The following is a 19,847-nucleotide window of genomic DNA, read 5'->3' as shown; positions in this document are numbered from 1 at the left end:
GGTCACCATGACCGTACGAAGAAACGTCAAGAAATCTGCCTTCCGTCGCCCCTCCCGCCGACTTGCCCACCAGACGTTGGAAAAGCGTCAATTGTTGGCGGCCGATCTTGGCGAAGCGGCACCCCGTTTGGTCGCGGTCGCGGCCAACAGCGGCGAAAACTTCGAACTGGACGACAACAACGTCCTGTCGGTCGCCCCCAGCGAGCTGACGTTCCGCTTTGACGGCGGACAAGAATTGGATTCGTCCACGCTCAGCGCGATTCGGTTCATCCCGTCCGGCGGCGACGGATCGTTTGACGCCGAAGACACGCCGATCACGCCCGGCTATGTCGGCTTCGCCGATGACGGTGGCAGCCGTATCGTCGTGGCCCGGTTTGCCGAAACGTTGCCCGATGACATCTACAAAGTTGAAATCGCCGGCTTCGACGACACCAATGCCGGTATCGTGGGCTTGCGGAACACCGACGGTGTGTTGTTCCAGCCCAACGACCCGCTGGACACCCTGCGGCCGATGGAAGAAATCCGCTTTGAAGTGGAAGTCGGCCCCCGCGTCACCGCCGTGGTCCCCCAACCGATCGAAGGCGTCGGTGCGTCGCGTGTCCAACACCGCGATCAGATCCACGTCTACTTCAACGAAGACCCACTGTCGAATCCAGCCGGCGGACCGGTCAACAGCGCCACCAGTGGGCTGCCGGTGGTCAACCCGCAGTTCTACAAGCTGATCTTCACGTCCGACACGGTGGAGAACACCGATGATTCGGTCACCTTGCCGACGTCGGTCGAGTACGACCCGTTGTTGAACCGCGCCGTGCTGACGTTCAGCGATGACCTGAGCGAATTGACCGATGCGGCCGGCAACAACGGATCGGCAACGTATCGTCTGCGAATCGGCAGCGGCGAACCGTTGCCCGCCGCGCCGACCGCCGTCGACGGCAGCAGTGATGCCGGTGATTTGTTCAGCGGCGCGACGTCGCTGGGCGTGAACTTTGGCACCGGCACCGGCAGCGTCGTGGTTTCCGATGCCGCGATCATCCAAGCCAACGACATCATGCCGTCGTGGCCCGCCGCCGGCGACACGGTCGGCAGTCGTGACACGCGTCGTGACCCGGAAATCGTCGGTCGCATCGATACGAACACCGGGATCGATGTCTATGAATACAACTTCGCCGACCTGTATGGTTTGAACCCGCAAGGTCAACAGCGAAACAACGCGATCACCGAAGCCCAAAAGCAACGGATCCGCGAAGTCTTGGATCTGTACAGCCAACGCATGGGTGTGCAGTTCATCGAAACCGAAGACAGCGGTCTGCAGATCGTGACCGGTGACTTGCGGGCCATCATCATCAACGCCGAAACGGGCAGCGGCCCGGACACGTCGTACAGTCTGTTCCGTGTCAACGAAGCCGATCCGTCGCGTGGCGTGTTGGTCTTTGACGGTGCGGAATCATGGTTCGATGATTACGGTTTGTCTCCCGATGCACGTCCCAGTTTCTTTGTCGAAGCGGTCCGAGGTGTTGGCAACCTGTTGGGCATCGGTCACCTGTTCCATCTGCCCGAAGGCGTCGGCGCGGGCGGTTCGTCGCCGGACGAAGTTCGGTCGACGACCTTCAGCGATTTCTATCCGAATCTTCCTGTCGAACCGGAATTCCTTAGCCAAAGCGATGTCAGCTTGGGCCAGGCGTTGCACCGACCGGAAAGCAACGACGTCGATTTCTATTCGTTCAGCGCCAACGTCGACGGCGAAGTCCGCATTGAAACATTTGCCCAACGGTTGGACGGCAGCAGCCTGCTGGACACTCACCTGCAACTGTACCGTGTCGATCCGGCCACTGGTGCGTATGAATTGGTCGCGCAAAACGGCGACTTCTTCAGCAACGACAGCTACATCGCATTGGACGTCGAAGCGGGCGATTACATCGTTGGTGTCAGCGCCGCGGGTAACGAAAACTACAACGGCGAAGTCGCCAACAGCGGGCTGGGCGGACTGAGCGAAGGTCGCTACGAATTGCGGGTCACGTTCCAAGGCCAGGGCGGGACCACGATCACCGACACGACTGGGACGGAATTGGACGGCGATGCGGACGGTGTCGCCGGTGGTGATTTCAATTTCTGGTTCCAAACCGCACGCGATACCGCCAGCCCGGCGGCCGATGAAGCTCGCGTGATTTACGTCGACAAGCTGGGACGTGACACGAACAACGGAACGTTGGGCGCGCCGTTGCAAACGATCAGCGCTGCATTCGATGCGGCACGGCCGGGCGACATCGTGCGTCTGTTGCCCAACGGTGGTGCGGATAATCTGATCCAAACCGTTGACGACAATGTGACCTACGAAATCGGTCGCGGCGGCACGAACAACTCGGTGCTGCGTGACGGATCGGAATTCGAGGTCCCCCAAGGCGTCACGGTGATGATCGACGCCGGTGCGATTTTGAAATTGCAATCGGCCAAGATCAGCGTCGGCAGTGAATCGGTCGACGAAGACCGTTCGCTGGCGTCACTACAGATCTTGGGAACCCCGTTGCCGACCGATGACGACGGGCAACCGTTGTTGGACGCCGCGGGCAGCGTGTTCTTCACCTCGTACAACGATGAATCGATCGGCGTGGATACCAATCCGTTGCCGACCAGCCCACAACCGGGCAACTGGGCCGGCATCGAATTCCGCAACGATTTTGATTACAGCGAAGGCCGACCGGTTTGGGAAAACGAAGGCATCTTCCTGGACTACGCTTCGCACGCCGATATGAAGTACGGCGGGGGCAGCGTTTCGGCCAGCCGTCCGGTCGTCAACACGTTCACGATGTTGGAAAGCCGGCCGACGTTGATCTACAACACGATCCAGTTTGCCGCCGACGCCGCGATGAGTGCGGATCCGGACAGCTTCCTGGAAACCAATTTCCACGGTCCGATTTTCCAACGTGTCGATCGCTTCACCAGCGACTATGACCGTGTTGGCCCGGAATTGTCGGGCAACCTGTTGCTGGACAACACGTTCAACGGATTGAACATTCGCATCGATACACCTGCCGGCGGTCAAACCGAACCGATGACCGTCAGCGGACGCTTGGACGACACCGACATCGTTCACTTGTTGTCCCAATCGCTGTTGATCCAGGGCCAACCTGGTGGGCCGCAGTTGCTGGAAAACCGTCCTGACGTCTTGAACGTGACGTTGACGCAAACCACCGGCGGAACCCTGGTTGATGGGACCGCATATGACTATCGCGTCACCTATGTGACCGCCGACGGCACCGAATCGTTGGCCAGTTTGCCGACCGTGATGGCGGTGGCCGATGCCGGCGGTTCGATTGAGATTCGCAATCTGCCGACCGCGCCGTCGTCGTTCGCCGGACGCCGTTTGTATCGGTTGAATCCGGGCACGATGGAATACGAATTCGTGGCCGCATTGGATCGCGGGACCACGTCGTTCTTGGATACCGGCGAAACTCGTGGTGGTGTCTTGCCGGGCAACGGCATGAACGACACAACGCTGTTGCCACGATTCGACGCCCGCTTGGCGATCGATCCAGGCATCGTGGTCAAGATGTTGGGGGCACGAATCGAAGCCACCTTCGGCGCCGATTTCATTGCCGAAGGCGTTGACGGTCGCGAAGTGATCTTCACCAGCCGCGCCGACGATACCTACGGTGCCGGTGGTACGTTCGACAGCAATAACGACGGCAGCATGCTGACGCCGCAGCCGGGCGATTGGTCCGGTCTGGTGTTCCGTCAAGACGCATCGGCCAGCCTGGATTACGCGCAAGTCGCCTACGGCGGTGGTCTGTCGTTGGTCGCCGGCGACGTGGTCGATTTCAACCCGATCGAAATTCTGCAAGCTGACGTCCGGATCGCTCATTCGACCATCCGCGACAACGCCGACGGGTTCACCAGCAACAGCACACGCAACGGTCGTGGATTTAATGATGAATCGACCATCTTTGTTCGCGGCAGCCAGCCGATCATCGTTTCCAACACGATCATCGACAACGAAGGCGCCGCGATCAGCATCAACCCGGATGCCCTGGATTACACCGATCGTTTGGATCACGGTCGATCGACGGGCCCAGTCGACATCGTCGATAGCGATCATGACAACCAAGGCCCGCTGATCGATGGCAACCGCCTGGCCGATAACGGTTTGAACGGCTTGTTGGTTCGCAGTGAGATCTTGACCACCGAAAGCGTTTGGGACGACACCGATATCGTCCACATCGTCAATGGTGAAATCATCAGCATGACGCATCACATCCGCAGCGGACTGCGGCTGAAGAGTGACGCAGACCAAAGCTTGGTGGTGAAGTTCGGCCCCAACGGCACGTTGGTCGGCAGCGGACGGCCGCTGGACATCACCGATCGCGTCGGCGGAACGTTGCAAGTTCTGGGACAAGGCGGATTCCCCGTCATCATGACGTCGCTGGCCGATGACACCGTCGGCGCCGGATTCACGCCGGCCGGAATCGCGCAAACCGATACCGACAATGCCGCCGCAACGCCGGCACCGGGCGACTGGATCGGCTTGCAATTGGAATCGTATGTCAATGATCGCAACGTCGCCTTCATCACCGAAAGTGAACGTGCAATCGATGCGGCGATCAACGACAACGCGGCGGCCAATGACGCGCAAGTCGTCGGACTGCTGGCACGCGACGAAAAATCAGGCGATGAAACCGCCCGGTTGGGATTCAACATCCGGGGTGCATTGGCCAATCCAGATGATCAAGACGTCTACCGATTCGATGCCGCCGGTGGCACCGAAGTCTTCATCGACATCGATGACACCACGTTCGGACTGGACACGGTTGTCGAGCTGATTGATGTGAACAATCGCGTCTTGGCCAGCAGTGACAACTCGTTCGAAGAAATCAGCGATCCGTCGCAACTGTTCAGCATTCTGCCCGAAAGTGCCGTCGAACCGCTTTATCGCAGCGGCATCGGCCAAACGGAATCTCCGAACATTCTGGACGCCGGATTCCGCGTGGTCCTGGACGGATCGGCCAGCACGACCAACAGCTACTACGTTCGCGTTCGCACCGCCGACGGCAAGTCATCGGGACAATACCAACTGTCGATCCGATTGCGGGAAGCCGACGAGATTGCCGGTTCAACGATCCAGTTGGCCGACATCCGATACGCCACCGACGCGATCACCGTCAGCGGCGCGCCGCTGCATTCGCCCTTAGCCGGTGATGCCAGCGAATCGTTGGTCTACACGGGCGGTGGCCGAGGCTATGACGCCAACGCGACGGTGCTGAACTGGAGCCCAGCGATCGCCGATCAACTGGGCAACCTGATGACGTCCGACCGCGGATCGTTGGTCGTCAATGGTGAAATCGGTAACAGCCAAAACGTCACCGCCGCCGCACGCGTCAACGATTTGGACGTTTATCAAGTCGACTTGTTCAACCAGCAACTGGAACCGGACGTCTTCAACAGCGAACAGCGGTATGTTCAAGCCACGTTCGACATCGACTATGCCGATGGTTTGGGCCGCGTCAACACTTCGCTGGCGGTCTATGATTCCACCGGTCGACTGATCCTGCACAGCCGCGACAGCAACGTGGCCGATGATCAGGGGCAACCCACCGCGGGCGTCGACACGGAAAATCTGACCGCCGGTTCGGCGGGAACCGCCGATGCCTACATCGGTCCGGTCGAATTGCCCGAAGGCACCTACTACGTCGTCGTCAGTAACGCGTCGGCCGTGCCTGAAGCCCTGGGACAATTCTTCGATCCCGATTCGGCCCACACCAACGTGCGGTTGCAGCCGATCAATTCGCTGCGGCGAATCGCCGATGACAATCTGGACGGCACGCTCGGCTGGACAGCCGATGAACCGGTCGTTCCGCTGTTCAATACCGGTGGAGTTGGTGACTCGCCCATCGTCGAATATTCGCTGGAAGACGTCCGACTGTTCGTCGGTTTGGAAAGCAACATCGGTGGCGGTCAAGAAGACAGCACGCTGGTTTCGTTCAATCCGTTCACCGGAACGTTGGATCGGTTGATCGGCGACTGGGACCAGGCACACGGTGACATCGCGATGCGTCGCGACGGAACCCTTTACACCTACACGACTGATCCGCCAGAAGGCAGCAATTATCAATCGGGCAACATCGGTAACTATCTGCGGATCAGCACGACCGATGCATCGGAGACCAACATTGGTGACGACAGCCTGACCTTCTATCGTACCAACCAAGGCGGTAACGGCGTCGAAGTCGACAACGGACAAAATAGCGACGATTCAACGTTTATCGTCGAAGCGATGGCGTTCCGAGCCAATGACAATGGGCTGGGTAACGGCAGCATCAATAACACCGCGGCGATCAATCAAAATGATCGTTTCGTTGCGATTGGTAATCGGCGCATTGCTCGCGACCCCACCATTCCCGTGGGTGCTACTGAGAACATTCTGTATCTGATGCAGACCACCACGGGACAAGCGACACGTCGCGGTTCACTGAATGGTCAGGACATTCAGTACGGACAAGCGCCATACAACATCCGATACGGTGCCGCGGAAAACCGTCCCGAGATGGGGATCGTGGATACCGGCAACTATCTGGGGAACAACGGCGATGGCGGGATCATCACGGGAGTCGATTATTTGCCCGACGGTCCGTCAACCGAGATGGTCGCGGTGACCGACAACGGTGGCGTTCACGTCTTTGACTACACCGTCAATCAGCCCGCGTTGTTCGGCGACCTTGTCGGCTACAACGAAGTCATCCCGACCGAGTATTACGGTCAGTTGGAACCGCATCCGGAACATGGTGTGACCACGCTGGCATTCTCGGGGTTGGAATTCGGACCTCGGGGTGTTGCGAATGGTGCGCTGCGTAACGTGCTGTTTGCCACCACCGCCGATGGATGGCTGTACGCGTTTGAATTGGATGCCGTGACGCAGTCATTGGTGCCTTCATACGTCTTTTACAACGGACGCAGTGCGGTCCCGTTGGTGACGGCCACGGGCATCGCATCCCCAACCACGACTGGTCTAGCCTTCAGTACCCTGGAAGCGGCTCCCTGGCACACGACGACCGACCGACGTAACGATGGCGGTCACGGCTTCAGCGACGTGCCGTACGACAACAGCCGTCTGCAAGTTAACAACGCCGGCAATAGTTTCTATTACGGCTTCGAGATTGATAACAACCAGCCCAACAACACGCTGGAACGTCCCGAGGGTGATGCGCTGGGGCAATTGGCACCCGGTGGATCTCACGGAACGATCATTTCCAATGCGTTCAGCTTGGAAGGCTACAGCAGCAACGACAAGCCGACCGTCTATTTCAATTACTTCTTGGAAGTTGAAGCGGACGACGATTACGTTCCGAACACTCGCAACCAAAACGATGCACTTCGTGTGTTCGCCTCTGGCGACGACGGCGTTTGGCACCTGTTGGCGACCAACGACAATTATCGAAGTGCGTCGGGGGTCGATGAGTACGACTACTTCGCGACGTCGGGGATTCCTGTTCAAGAGATCTTTGACGACAGCGGAACTTGGCGTCAGGCTCGCATCGACATTTCGCCGCTGGCCGGCAACGAAAATGTTCGGCTGCGATTTGATTTCAGTACCGACGGAACGATGCGTGCCCACGCAGGTTCGGTCGAACTGGTGGCCGTGCCGGGCGACGAAATCCCGGACAACAGCACGGTGGTCGCCACGACGCAAACCGGTATCGGCACCGAGACGGTCGTCCTGGAAAACATCGTCGGCCAAGACATCGTCGTTCCCGATGGTTCGCAACTGACCGATGGTGATCAGTTCATCGTTCAAAGCCCAACTGGGAATGTCACTGCGACTTTCCGCCAAGGCCCGCTGGCAACCGATCCGTTGCCGGGTGAGATTGTCTTCTTGCCGACGTCGACCGCCGACGAAGTGGCGCAAGCGGTGGTTGCCGGATTGCCGAAACTGTTGCGTCCATACAACGACGGTGGTGGTCGCGTCAGTCTGTTGGCCGCGACGAACGTCATCCCATTGGGCAACACCCCGATCGGGCTGAACACAACCGTCAAGTTGGATAACACGTTCGATTCAATTGTTGCGGCCAGCGGCGAGCGTCTGGCCAGTGGCGAGTCGATTGATGTTTCCATCGGCGGCAATACGACGACGATCACTTTCGTGACAGCAGCCGAAAGCACCGGCGTGACTGGCGAAATCATCTTTGACGGCACGGAAACCGCTGACGAGATTGCGGCGGCGATCTATGCAGAGCTATCGTTTGAGACGGGAGCCTACCTGGATGCGGAACGAGTGATCTTTACGCAACCAGTGACAATAGCGGTTAACCCATCGACCACGAAGATTGTTGTGGTCGATCCATTGACCGTTAGCGAAGGTCGAATGACGGTACAGATCCCTGCCGATCCGGCTGCGGATATCAACAATGACGAATTCTTGCGGATCACCGGTCCTTCAGGGACAGAGTATGTCATTGATTTCCAAGATGACGATTTTCCGTTTAATCAGCCGGGAGTCGTCTACAAGCAAAATGGCAATGAACTTCTAGTCGCAGAACGATTATTCAACGCGATCAATGGTCTGGATGTGACCGGCGAGCTTGGTGCAATTCTGGACGGTGATACCGTTTCAGTATTCGCCACGACGATCACTCAGGACGAAGATTCACAGTTCACGTATGCGACCGTCACGGATACCGAAAGTCGTCTGCAAATCCAGATTCCCGATGCGGTGGATCTCCGCTCCGGCGAGCAGTTGTTGGTTAGCGACGGGACGGACTCTGTGGTCTTGACATTCGTCGAGCAGGGCCAGATTCCTCCGACTGCCTTCAACTTGGTCTACTTTGACGACAGTCAAACGGGTGCCGACCTGTTCGACTCAGTCATTCAGCTTCTGCGTGGTGCTGATATCAACGCCTATCAGTCGCCTGATGGCTTGGGCGTCAATGTCGTGGTGGACCCGGACCCGGATCTCGGACTGACAGACCCACCAGTCGCGTTCATTACAACGGATCCGGTCTATACGTCCTTGGATACCGATGACGTCGACACCAGCGTTGTTCCGATCACGGTGCCCGGTGGTGATCGATTGGTCGATGGCGAAACCATTACCCTGGTCGCCAAGAACGATCCGACCGCGGCCAATGCCCAAACGATCACGTTCGTGTTAGACGATGGCATGACCATGGCGGGACCCAACGAGGTCTTGTTCTTGCCAACCGACACCGGCGCGGACATCGCAGAAGCCCTGTGGGAGGTCATCGATCCGCAGTTCCAGGCCGTCCAAAGCACGGGCAATGTGCTGTACTTGATCTACGGTCGATCGGCTTCGGTCCAAGCGGGATCCGCAATTGTTTCGTTCTCGCCTTCAGTACCCGGCGCGATCGCGGTTCAGCTTGATTCGACCATGAACAGCTTCGCGGTCGCCGACCAGTTGCGGATTTCGATCGCCGAAGGCTTCGGCGCGGTGACCGCCGACGACGGCATCAGCAAAGCAACGATTGACCAATATGCATTGGTCGGTGGCAATCGGATTCGAATTTTCCAGACCTCGTTCAGTAGTGTCGGACCGTACGGGCTTAGCACCGCGCTTCCTGGTGACGAATTCGGGGAAACCGTTTCCACCAGCTTCACTGCGACGAATCAGATTCGATCGCAAGGTGCGGCCAATAACGAAGTCGAAGGTGTTTACATCGACGACATCATCATCGGGTTCGCCGAACGCGGTGAAATGGTCCTGGATGCACCAACGAACGTCTTCGACTTTATCAACAACCCAGAAACCACACGTGGTTCGACCCAGCCGGAACGACCCAACGAAATTTTGGTCGGTGAATACTCGCTGGAGATTCGGGCTTCTGACGAATTTGGCGTGCCCACCGACGCTGCTGTCGGGTTGGGATTGACCACGCCCGCTGGAGCCGGACGCAGTTTCGATACCAACGACCGTTTGACCGAAGGTGCGGTGACACTGTTCACCCAAGCGGGACAGTATCTGCAAGACGGCGACACGTTCGTGTTGTACGACGGCACGAATTCGCTGACCTTTGAATTCGACGACGTTCTGCAGCCTGGTATCGCGGACGGAAATGTTCGCGTGGTGTTTGACGCCAGCGAAGACGAGCCGCAGTACGTTGCCGTTGCGATTCGCAATGCGATCAATACGCCACAGGTGCAAGAGGTCTTGGACATTGTCGCGGCGACCTATGACAGCGACGACAGCAACAACGTTCCGGGTGAAAGCATCACGACTGGAAACCGGGTTGAATTGTTCGGCGAAGACATCCAGGTCAACCCGGGCGGTGGCCGATTCATCCGCATGGATCTGGTGGCCGAGGAAACCTATCAAGGTCGCGCGACATCACGCACGATGCCGATGGTCGACCACGACACGCAAACGGTGACCTACGTCAACGTGGGTGATTCACTGGCACGTTCGGCCGTTTCGGGTTATGTCAACGGCGATACCGATGTCTTGGTCGCGACGGGCAAGATCGGTGATCGCGTCGATGAGGCGATCAACGGGACGGCGTTTGGCGGGCTGCCAACATCGGATACCGACAGTGTGCGGATCTATCTGTCGATGAACCAAGTGATCGACATCGATTTGGATACCTTTGGGTACACGAAAGACAATTCGTTCTTTTTGGCTGAATTGTCCGTCTTCGACGGCGATGAAACGCTACTGGCGTCTGCCAATTCAGGATTCGCTCCTGGCGAATCACAGCAGGGCGTGTTCCTGACCTTTACGGCGCCCGCCGATGGCTACTACGACATCCAGGTGGCGACCATCGACGTGGTCGGTGGCGAATACGCGTTGACGGTTCGCCCGCATGCCGCAACCAACGACCTGATCCCCGATCGCGACGTTTTGATTGTCGACTACCAGACCGGTCAAACGGACGAGAATCGAGAGCGCGATCAGGGCCAAATTCTGATCAGCGGCAACTTCATCAGCCATTCGGCCAACTACGGCATCAGTGCGACCGCGGGCGATCGTGGCCAAGCTCAGGTTGCCGGCGGTGCGGCCGATGATCTGGCGCGACCTGGATCGGCGGCACTGCGTCGTAACGTGAATCCGGAATCGCAAATTCCCGGTGCCGTGTTGACCAACAACGTGGTTTACGACAGTGGTGTCGGCGGCATCTTGTTCGCCGGTGGAACCCAAAACGCGGGCCAAAGCCCTGCACCGGTTTCTTACGGACGCATCGTCAACAACACGGTGGTCGGAAACGGCAGCGGCAGCGGCATCACCGTGGAAAGCTCCGCCGCACCGACTTTGCTGAACAATGTCGTGACCAACTTTGCGACCGGGATCGACGTCGACGCTTCCAGCGAAGCCGCTGGGACGGTGATCGGTGCGAACGCTTTCCAAGACAACGGGACCAACGCGACGGTGCCGCTGTCGGCGCAGTCGATCGTGATCCCCTCGGGCACGCCGGTCTTTGCCGATCCGGCCCGTGAGATCTACATCCCGGCAATGGGATCGCAGATCATCGACAGTTCGGTGGCCGAATTGGCCGACCGCAGCGATTTGTTCTTGACGGTCAAGGAACCGTCGGGCATTTCGCCGTCGCCCATCATCGCCCCGGGCTTTGACGCCTATGGCCAGCCTCGGATCGATGACCCGACGGTCTCGTCGCCGGGCGGTGTCGGTGGCAACGTGTTCATCGATCGCGGTGCAATCGACCGGTCCGATTCGACGCGACCCATCGCGGTTTTGACCACGCCACAAGACGCGATCGGTTCGATCGTCCCCGATGGCGATGGTGACCCGGACGAATCGTTCGTTCGCTTGGCGATGGGAACGGTTGAGTTCTTTGAGCTGCAGTTGCTGGATGAAAACGGCACTGGTCCCGATGGAGCAACCATCACCGAAGAAAGCGTGTTGTTGACCGAGAACGGCCGCCGGCTGATCCCGGGTGTCGACTTTACGTTCGGCTACAGCGACAACAGTCGTACGATTCGTCTGACGCCGTTGGCCGGGTTGTGGAATCCCGACGCGGTTTATGAAATCACGCTGAACAATAGCGAACGGGTCGCCTACGACGCTCCGGCCGGCAACGAAATCACCGACGGCGACCAATTGGTCATCACCGATGCATCGGGCAATGAGTCGGTCTTTGAATTTGAATCTGGGTACGTGCTGAACATCCCGACGCCGAAATCGGTGTCGGTGGGCGCGCCGTCTGATTTCCAAGACGGTGCTTTCTTCACCATCACGGCACCCGATGGCACAAGCCAGCGATTCGAATTCAACAAAGCCGGCGCGGTACAGACCGGCAACGTGGAAATCGACATCTCCACCGCCGGTACCGTGGTCGGTGTGCGTGACGCGATCCTTGCGGCTCTGTCAGATCCCGCGATCATCACGATGCTGGACATCGCACCGGTGGCGGTCGGCCAAAGTGATATCCAGTTGGGCTTCACATCGAACCACGCGATCAGCGGAACGGTTGCCGGACTGACGATCTTTGGTTCCGACCAAGCGGTGGAAGACGGCGATATCTTCAGCTACACCGGCAACGGCAACACGGTCAACTTCGAACTGACCTTTGACGATGATCCGGTCGCCGGCACCAACGTGGCGGTCCGCTTGGAACGTACCGATACGCCCGACGAAATGGCGGCCAAGATTGCCGCGGTCGTTGCCGCCCAGCCTTTGGGGCTGGACGGTGCCCAGGCCATCGGCGACGGATCGATTCTGTTGGGCGGAACCGCCCAGGACAGCCTGTCGATCGGCAACATCGCGATTCAGACGATCGGCATGGCCGGCGTCACGGGATCGCTGATGATCACCGTTCCCTCGGGTACGACGGGTTCGGCGGTCAACGGTCAAACCTTTACCGTGACCAACGGAACCTTGTCGGAAACGTTCCAGTTGAACACCGACCCGAACGCCACATCGGCAAACCGCTTGGTAACATTCGATGCGGCGGCGACGGCGAACGAAATCGCGGCGGTCATCGCCAGCGAAATCGGCATCGCGTTCACCGGAACGCTTTCACCGACCGCCAACGGCAATGTGATTGCACTGGGTGAACAGGCCGCGATCCCGCCGGCCGGTCAGTCGCAAGTGTCCGCATCGGTCGACGTCGGCACCAGCACGTTGGTGGTTGACGGTGTCAGCGGTGGTGCGATCCCGGTCCGATTCTTGCCGACGGCCGATTTCAGCCCGCTGGCGGTCGCCGCCACGCTGGTCGAAGCCGTGCGTTTGTCGCCGCTGGACAGCGAGACGTTCTCGCCCGGTGGCGGAACGATTCTGTTCAGCCAAACCGAGTCGATCATTGGTATCGGTGCCGACGGCCAACCGGTCGACGTGGCATCGATTGTTCCTGCGGTTTCGGATCTGGCCGGCAATCCGGTGGCCCCGAATCGGGACAACCAGGAAACGCGATTCACGATCATCATGCCCGAAGTCAAGTTCGACTTCGGCGACGCGCCGCAATCGGGCGGGCTGTCCTATCCGACGATGTTGGACGTCAATGGTGCACGTCACGCTTTGACCAACACGACTTCGGTCATCCTGGGATCGTTGATCGACAGCGAACCCGACGGCCAACCGTCACCGGGTGCCGACGACGATCGTTTGCCGATGGCCGTGACACAGTCCGATTCGCTGTTCACGATCGCTGATTTGGGCGACGGCACCACCGAATTGGAATTGGTCCAAGCACCCGCCGGACGCGAAACATTGACCGTCAACATCGACGGCACGGTGTTCACATTGGAATTCATCCGCGTGGTCGATAACCCGACGGGTAATAACCTGCCGGTCGTCTTTGCCGACGGTGAATCACTTAGCAGCATTGCGACGAAGACGTTCACGGTGATCCGCGGACAACTAGATTCCTTTGGCGGATCCGTTGTTGGCGACATCGGTGATCCCGATGACGCGATCTTCCGTCTGACTGCCATCGACGACGAAGACGGTGTTTCGACGGGAACCTTCACCGCGCTGAACGGCGACGTGTTGACGGTCTTTGCGACGCCGGGGTCCAGCGGCACGTTGACCGCGGACGAAGTTGTCGGGTTCTTGAACAAGGCCGATTCGGCCGGTACGCCGATCGCCATCACGGTGACCGGAACGGGCTTGTTGGACGGATGGATCGATTTCAACGCCGACGGCGACTTCAACGACGACGGCGAACAGATCTTCCGCAGCGAACCGGTCACCACGGGTGTCAATTCGCTGACCGTTCAAGTCCCGATGACGGCCATCGAAGGTGAAACGTGGATGCGGCTGCGTGTCAGCGACAGCGGCAACCTGGGACCGGATGGTGTCAGCGTCGGTGGCGAAGTCGAAGACTATGAAGTCTCCGTGCGTTCAATCGCGCCGGCGACGCCCGTGGACGATTCCTATCTGGGCATGTTGGATGAAGACAACACGCTGGAAATCACCGACCAGGCGTCCGGCTTGCTGATCAACGATACCAACCTGGACACGCAACTGTTGCCCGTCGGTGCATTCATCGTCGACCAACCGGCCAACGGTGTGGTGGAGATGATCGATCCGTTCGCCGGAACGTTCCGCTACACGCCGAACCAGGACTTCAACGGCACGGACACCTTCACCTATCGATTGGGCACCCAAGAAATGGTGGGTGATGCAGTATTGGCCGCTTCCCCCACCGCGACGGTGACGATCGATGTGCAACCGGTCAACGATGACCCGGTGTTCGATGCACAAACGATGCTGGAATTGCTGGAACGTGACGTCGCCGACGACACGATCACGATTCCCGGTGTCATCACCAACGCGGCCGCCGGTCCGCCCACTGCGGAAGACGAATTGGCCAACCAGACGTTGACGTTGTCGATCGTCGGTGTGACCGAAACACCGGGACTGATGCAGACGGCGACGCAGATCACCCAAGACGGCGACTTGATCGTCGACCCGGCACCCAACGCCTATGGCACCGCGGAATACGTGATCCAAATCAGCGACGGCATTGTCGACCTGACGACGACGGTCACCGTGGTGGTCCAGCCGGTCAACGACCCGCCGCAGATCGATCCTTCGGTCGCCGGCCAGTCCGACATGGCCGGTCCGGACGATCAGTACAGCGTGTCGGCGGTCGATGGTTCGATCACGTACACCCTGAGCGAAGACAATTCGGCCGACCCGAATTCCGACAGTTTCTTCATTCCGCTTCAGCAAGACGGCTCCGCCGCCGGATACGCCCGAATCGGTCTGATGGACGTCTTTGTCGCCGGCCCGCCCAACGAGTTGGCGAATCTGCCCGGTGGCAACCAAATCCTGGAATTGGATCGGATTGATTTGACGACCGCCCGCGGCGGCACGTTGACGCCGGTCGCCGACGGCGGGCAAATCATCGGCTTCAACTACGTCCCGCCGGTTGATTTGAATTCCGATGTCGTCCAGTTCGACCAGTTCACTTACGACGTCATCGACGACAATCCCAACGGCGGCGAAACCTATTCGCTGGATCAGGGAATGTTGGTGGAGGACCGATTGACGGCAAGCAACACCGTCTTGTTGGTCTTGAACCCGGTCAACGACGCGCCGCAGTTCAATCTGCCGCAGGGCTTGGTCCAGGTCGAAGAAGACAGCACCCGCCGCGTGTTCAACAACTTCGCGACTGGCATCGCCGCGGCATCGCCTGTGACCGCGTTTGATGAAATCGACGCGATCAGCGGCCAGAACGTGTTCTTCGAATTGACGCCGCAAGACTTCAACCCCGCGGACATGGCGGACTTCTTCAGCGAAGCCCCGATGATTTCCGCCGGTGGCGACCTGGTGTTCCGGCCGGCCGCCGATGTGTTCGGCAGCTTTGAATTTGACGTCGTCCTGTTCGACGATGGTGCCAACGATCCCAGCCGTGGTGACATCAACCAATCGGCGGCGATGACGTTGACGATTGAGATCTTGCCGATCAACGACCCGCCGATGTTGGTGGATCCGAACCAACCGTTGGCCTACACGGTTGACGAAGACGGGTCGATCGAAATTCCGGTCGGTGGCGACGGCATCACCACGGGCATGTTGGACCAATTCTTCGTCGGACCGGCGAACGAAGCGGCCGACATCGCACCGGAAGTCGGCGGCAATCAAACGCTGGCTTTGGCACGTCCGTATCCGATCGCGACCGCTGCCGGTGGAACGCTGACGCCCGTCTTGGACAGCAGCAATGAAATCGTTGCACTGCGGTACACCCCGCGTGAAAACTTTACCGGTGCTGATTCCTTTATCTACACCGTGACCGATGACGGCCAAACGGCCGTCGCCGGTGGCCCGGTGGTGGATGATCCGCGGATCGCTGCAGGAAACGTGTTGCTGACGGTCAATCCCATCAACGACCCGCCACAATTCAGCCTTGGCGATGACGTTGTCGTCGATGAAGACGCCGGTACGGTCACCGTCAGCGACTGGGCAACCAATGTCCAGGCCGGCCCGACCAGCGCCAGCGACGAAGTCAATGGAACGGCGACCGTCGATCCACAAGTCGTCTCGTTCATGATCACGCAGGTCAGCACGACCAACGAGAACCTGTTCGATGGTTCGGTCACCGCGACGGTCAATGGCACCAACGGCGAACTGGTCTTCACACCCGCCGATGATCAAAGCGGTACGGCAACGTTCGAAGTCAAGCTGATGGATGATGGCGGCACCGACAATGGCGGCATCGATACATCGGAGGTGCGAACCTTCACGATCACGGTCAATCCGATCAACGACCCGCCGACCTACACGCCGGGAACTGACGTCACGGTCAATGAAGACAGCGGTGCTTACAACGAACCGTGGGCCACGGATATCTCTCCGGGACCGGCCGATGAAAGCAGCCAGACGGTCAGCTTCGTCGTCGAAACGCCCACGCAATCGCAGTCGCTGTTCGCATCGTTGCCACAGATTTCGCCCGACGGAACGTTGCAATTCACTCCGGCTGATGACGCCGCGGGTGTGGTCGACTTGACCGTGCGAGCGATTGATTCCGATGGTGCCGAGGCGGCTTCGACCACGCTGACGATCACAATCACTCCGGTGAATGATGTTCCGATCGCCGTCGCCGATGAATTGGAACACAACGAAGATTCGATTTTGACGATTCCTTCGTCCGTGTTGTTGGCAAACGACATCGATGTCGATCCGACGGACACCTTGACGGTCGTTCTGCCGGCTTCGTCGTTCACGTCCAATGGTGCACGGTTGACTTACAACAGCACCACCGGTGACATCACCTACGACCCGACCGACGCAAGCCTGTTGCAACAACTGGCCGAAGGCCAAACGTTGTTCGACACCTTCACCTATCAAGTGATCGACAGCGCCGGTGCGACCAGCCAACCGGTCACGGTGACGATTGATGTGGAAGGTCGCAATGACGCGCCCGTCTTGGTCCCCGACAACCCGTCGTTGAATCAAGATGGACCGACCGTGATCACGCCATTGGTCAATGACTTTGACATTGACGGCGCGATCGACCCGTCGTCGATTGAAATCACCAGCCAGCCGTCGTTCGGAAGTCTGGAAGTTCGACCCAACGGCACGATCATCTACACGCCGTTTGCGGGCACCAGCGGTACCGATTCCTTCACGTACACCGTGGCGGACGATTCGGGGCTGCGAAGCCAGCCGGCGACGATCACGTTGGGGCTGAACGTCGCGCCGATTGCCAACAACGATCGTGCGGTGACCTACTGGAACGAGACGATCAACATCGATTTGGTTGACAACGATGTGGACAATGACGGATTGATCGATCCGGAAAGTCTTTCGATTGTCACGTCACCGGCGTTCGGCCAAGTCACCGTCAATACCGATGGAACGGTGGACTACATTCCGGCCGATGGATTCGTTGGCAACGACAGCTTCCAGTACACCGTGTCCGACGAAGCCGGTTTTGTCAGCAACACCGCGTTGGTTTCCGTTCAGGTGATCGCCAGTCGGTTGCAGAACCAGACGGAATTCAACGACGTCAATGATGACGGTTTTATCACCGCGATCGATGCTCTGTTGATCATTAACGAACTGGAACGTGCGGGCGGAGGACCGATTGCCGTCGAACCTGATGACGTGCCACCGCCGTACTATGACGTCAGTGGCGACCGCTTCATCACCGCGTTCGATTCTCTGTTGGTGATCAACCACTTGAATCGCACCGGTGGCGGATCCGTTGCCGGCGAAGGCGAATCATCCGCTTCGGTCGCCCCGCTGCGAGTCGATTCGGCCCAGTCCGTCACGGCACCGGTCGGCGATGTCGTCGCCGCGACCACCGAAACGGTCACCGACCGAGTCGTCGGCAGTGCCCAGTACGACGTCGTCGAAGACTCGGTGTTGGGCTTGATTGCTGTCGCTTCCGACGATGACGATGAAGAGTCGGTCGACGCGATCGATGCCGCGTTGGCGGATCTGCTGTAAAGCGTTCGATCACATCAACGATCCATGACGCAGGGGCGTCCGAAGTTCATTCGGACGCCCCTGTTTTTCGTTTGCGGATACGCGCAAGACCGTGAAGCAAACGCTTTCGGCGAAAGAAGACTCCCTAAAATTCACTAAATGGCGATTGCCCTCCCCGTAAAACTTGTAAGATTTCGACGGGCGTTAATGGGCAATTGGGGCCGGCCATGTCTTGGCTTCGATCGAGCGATGTCACGCGATCATTTGTCGGACCGGTTCTGGCGTTTGTCGCATGTGGTTTGATGCTGACGATGTGGTGGCACCCAGTGTCGTCCACCACTTCATCAAAGCAGCAAACCTCGCTTTTTCTAAAGACACAGGTGATTGACGCGGGACGTCATCGTCCCGGCGATCGCGTCGACGTGACGTTCGCGATTCAAAACGCGTCAGATCGTCAGGCCAAGATCGTGCCGAGGACCGCGTGTGACTGCGTCAGCACATCCGGCGATTCTATGGATGTTCAGCCGGGTACGGTACATGACGCATCTTTTCGCTGGACCATCGGAACGCCGATGCTGGGCGACTACGGCGTCCGTCCGATGTCGCAGACGATCGACTCGGGCAATCAAAGGCCAAAGCTTCAATGGATCGAAGCGGAACCACACTTTTCAATGCTTACCGACGATGAGTACCCCAGTACGATTGACGTTCAAATGGTCAGCGGACATTCCAAGGGGACTTTTCCGGTACGGTTCTCTTTGCTGATTCTTTCCTAGGCTTTGACGCTTTGATGAAAGTGATGAACTTCTAAAACAGCTTCTGGGAGAAACGCAATGCGTTCGAATCTTATGAAATCCTGTTTCGGCGTGATGGTTTGCCTGGTAACGCTTCTGCCTTCCTCGGCGCGACCGGCCTACTGCATCAGCACCGCAGAGCAGATTGAAAAGATTGCGACGCACTACCAGGCCATTGCCGATCGATTTGAAAGTTCGGCTTTCCGACTGGACGCCCAGGCCGTGGTGCGACAGCGTCCCCCGAGTCCACTGTCCGGTGGCCCGGACGACTCTGACAGCAACAGCACGCTGGTCCAGGCCCGGTTTCCGTTTTCAATTGTCGCCGATCTTCATGGGCGTTTCAGAATCGAAGGGGGGGCCCATTCCGGAAAAGACCATGCCATTCGGAAATATGCGGAATGGTTTGATGGGGATCGGCAATATTTGCTACATAGTCAAAGCGGCGGGGCGCAGTTTGACTATTGCCGCATCCTGTGTGATGGGATCCCGGATCGTTCGCAACCGTTGGGATCCGAAATCCTATGGTTCATAGCGAATCGCAGCGTCGGCGAAGATCCGTCGGCGATCATCGAATTCTGCTCATTTTTGGAACTTCTTCGGCATCATCCGATTGCGAAGACGCGGTGGGGATCTGCAGGGTGGACAGGCTTTCGAAATACAGTGGCAGACCCGACGCGGACCAAGAACAGTCGACATTCGATTGCAATTTGAGGCCGGTGATGAAC

Annotated in this window: 3 protein-coding genes; all 3 read left to right on the top strand. The window is 58.6% G+C overall.

Annotated elements, in window-relative coordinates:
* Positions 1-7 precede the first annotated feature (7 nt).
* The 3 genes from Mal65_RS14850 to Mal65_RS26530 all read left to right on the top strand — a co-directional run bounded on the left by Mal65_RS14850 (position 8) and on the right by Mal65_RS26530 (position 19,833).
* A complete protein-coding gene (locus Mal65_RS14850; RefSeq protein ID WP_165701289.1) occupies positions 8-18,349 on the top strand; it encodes a tandem-95 repeat protein in 18,342 nt (6,113 codons plus the stop codon).
* 206 nt (positions 18,350-18,555) lie between these two features.
* Complete coding sequence (locus Mal65_RS14845) at positions 18,556-19,104, top strand: hypothetical protein (protein ID WP_145299076.1); 549 nt, start codon at positions 18,556-18,558, stop codon at positions 19,102-19,104.
* A gap of 57 nt (positions 19,105-19,161) precedes the next feature.
* Positions 19,162-19,833 carry a hypothetical protein gene (locus tag Mal65_RS26530; protein WP_165701288.1) on the top strand — a complete coding sequence of 224 codons (672 nt, stop codon included), beginning with the start codon at positions 19,162-19,164 and terminating at the stop codon, positions 19,831-19,833.
* Positions 19,834-19,847: the final 14 nt, after the last annotated feature.

This window comes from Crateriforma conspicua (assembly GCF_007752935.1).
GTDB classification, from domain to species: domain Bacteria; phylum Planctomycetota; class Planctomycetia; order Pirellulales; family Pirellulaceae; genus Crateriforma; species Crateriforma conspicua.
Note: the sequence above shows the minus strand (reverse complement) of the source record. Positions and strands in the feature narration are given on the sequence as shown.

Coding starts and splice junctions, on each gene's coding strand:
- Mal65_RS14845 (WP_145299076.1), top strand. CDS start 18,556: ATGTCTTGGCTTCGATCGAGCGATGTCACGCGATCATTTGTCGGACCG.
- Mal65_RS14850 (WP_165701289.1), top strand. CDS start 8: ATGACCGTACGAAGAAACGTCAAGAAATCTGCCTTCCGTCGCCCCTCC.
- Mal65_RS26530 (WP_165701288.1), top strand. CDS start 19,162: ATGCGTTCGAATCTTATGAAATCCTGTTTCGGCGTGATGGTTTGCCTG.